At 60.8% G+C, this 2535-nt stretch carries 3 protein-coding genes; all 3 read left to right on the forward strand.

Annotated features, from left to right (window positions below):
• Window positions 1–450, forward strand: a 450-nt coding sequence (locus RUW20_RS10510; RefSeq protein ID WP_313952159.1) for a GNVR domain-containing protein, incomplete at its 5' end; no start/stop codon positions are given.
• A 9-nt stretch (window positions 451–459) separates the two neighbouring features.
• Window positions 460–1443: an XrtA-associated tyrosine autokinase gene (locus tag RUW20_RS10515; RefSeq protein ID WP_313952160.1), complete on the forward strand. Its 984-nt coding sequence runs from the start codon at window positions 460–462 to the stop codon at window positions 1441–1443.
• A 112-nt stretch (window positions 1444–1555) separates the two neighbouring features.
• A partial coding sequence (locus RUW20_RS10520) for a TIGR03016 family PEP-CTERM system-associated outer membrane protein (protein ID WP_313952161.1) occupies window positions 1556–2535 on the forward strand: 980 nt, incomplete at its 3' end.

The raw sequence follows: 2535 nt of genomic DNA on the forward strand, positions 1-2535 counted from the left end.
GAGTTTACCCAGCTCAATCGCGACTACGACATCAACAAGTCGAACTATGAACAACTGGTCAAGCGCCGTGAATCGGCCACCATGGGCAGCGAGATGGACGCCAGCGTCGGGGTGGACTTCCGCCTGATCGATCCGCCGCGGGTGTCGCCGAAACCGGTGGCTCCCAATCGCACGCTCTTTCTCCCGCTGACCTTGCTCATCGCATTGGCTGCCGGCATTGCCGTCACCTTTGCGGCGAGTCAGCTCCGCCCGGTATTCTTCGATTCACGTGCCTTGCGGGAAGCCTGCGGCTTGCCGCTGCTGGGGACGGTGTCCATGCTCGCCGACGAGGCGACGAAACGCCGTGAAAAGCGCGACTTGCTCCGCTTTGCGGCGGCCTGTATCTCGCTGGTCGGTGTCTATGGTGCGGGGCTGGTCGCCTTGTTCTTCTTTTCTGCCCGTGTTGCCTGAGGAAAAGCGATGAGCCTCATTGAACAAGCTGCGAAGCGTCTGGCACAACTGCGCAAGGCGGGCGTGGATATTCCCGCTTCGCCGGCTGGCGCCGAGCAAGTGCCTCCGGAACCCAGCAGTGTTCGCGTCCAGGTGGCGGCGGCCTCGCAGTTGAAGCGACAGCGGGACGAGATGGACAAGCCCGTTGAGGTGTGCCGGCCCGAGGATGGGCCGGTTTCTCGCCGCATCGAGCTGGACCTGAATGCGCTTTCCGCTCGTGGTTTGATCAGCCCGGACGCGCCACGCTCCCAGATCGCCGATCAGTATCGCGTCATCAAGCGCCCCTTGATCGCCAACGCCATGGGCAAGGGTGCGGCGCCGGTAAAGAGCGGCAACCTGATCATGGTCACCAGCGCGCTTTCCGGCGAGGGAAAAAGCTTTACCGCGATCAATCTCGCGATGAGCATCGCCATGGAAATGGACAACACCGTGATGCTGGTCGATGCCGACGTGCCGAAGCCCTCGGTGCTGAAGATGCTCGGTTTGCCACCATCGCCTGGCCTGCTCGACGTGTTGACCGACGAGTCGATCGAGCTTTCTCAGGTGCTGATGAAGACCAACGTCGAAACGCTGAGCATCCTGCCGAGCGGCACGCAGCACGCCCGCGCCACCGAACTTCTGGCCAGTGGTGCCATGGTCAACCTGCTCGAGGAAATGGCCACCCGCTATCCGGACCGGATCATTATCTTCGATTCGCCGCCGCTGCTGATGACTACCGAGTCACGTGTACTGGCGACCCACATGGGGCAGGTGGTCGTTGTGGTGCGTGCCGAAAGCACCTCTCGCAAAGATGTCAAGCACGCTCTGGCCGCCATCGACTCGTGCCCGGTGAAGCTGATGCTGCTCAACCAGGCGCGAGCAGGCGCCCAGGATGGCTACGGCTATGGCTATGGCTATGGCTATGGCTATGGCTACGGCTACGGCTACGGTTCAGATGGTTCCAATGGGGCTTGAACGAGAGGGGCGTGCCCCAGGTTCAGGACCCCATCGTCCGCGCTCGGCGGTCGATCGACGCTCGTTCGATTGCGCTGCGAACTGCTGGTGGCAGCACAATCCCGGGCAGACCTTGCTGCTTGGTGTAGCGCTGGTTTCTGTCGCCATCCCGGTACACGCAGCGAATTGGCGAATCACGCCGAACCTCGCGGTCAACGAAACGCTGACCAACAATGTTCTTCTCTCGGCCAAGAACCCGACGAGCGATTCGGTTACCGGCATCAGCCCAGGTATCGCGATCGAGGGCAAAGGCAACCGTGCCAGCCTGCGTTTGAACTACTCGCTTACGCAGAACTTGTACGCCCGGGAGTCCTCGTCGAACAACCGTCAGAATGCGCTGAGTGCGATCGGCAGTGTCGAGGCGATCGAGGACTTTTTCTTCATCGATGCCACCGGAGTCATCTCGCAGCAGTACATTTCAGCCTTCGGTCCGGTTTCACCGAGCATTGCCAACGTAGACAATAACCGGACCGAAACTTCGTACTACTCCCTTTCGCCGTACATCAAGGGGAGGTTGCACACTTGGGCCGAGTATGTCGTGCGCTACACGGCGACAACCACGGATTCAAAGTCGAACCTGGTGCCCAGCCTGCAGTCCACGCAGTGGGTGGGCACGCTCAACGGTACCACTCGCTGGAGTCACCTCACCTGGGGGCTGAATGCAAGCAGTCAGTCCAACGAGTACGGTTCCGGCAGGAACTACGACTCGAGCAGTTATGGCGTTCGACTATCGTACCGCTTCAACCCGCAGTTTCAGTTTTCACTTCTCGGCGGGCAGGAGTCGAACGACTACGTCAGCGTCCAGCAGCAGCGCAATTTCACGCGCGGATTCGGCGTCGACTGGACGCCGGATCCGCGTACGCGACTAGCGGCGAACGTCAGGAATCGCTTCTTCGGCACCGGCTACGACGCCAATTTCAGTCACCGTGGGCCGCGCTCACTGGTCACCTTTCAGGCCAGCAGGGATGTCTCGTCGCAGCCATCAGGGGTAGGTAATACCGGGCAGGGCAACAACTACGATGCCTTCTATTCGCTCATCGCCGCAAGCAATCC

The sequence above is a fragment of the Accumulibacter sp. genome (assembly GCF_032229525.1).
Taxonomy (GTDB): Bacteria; Pseudomonadota; Gammaproteobacteria; order Burkholderiales; family Rhodocyclaceae; genus Accumulibacter.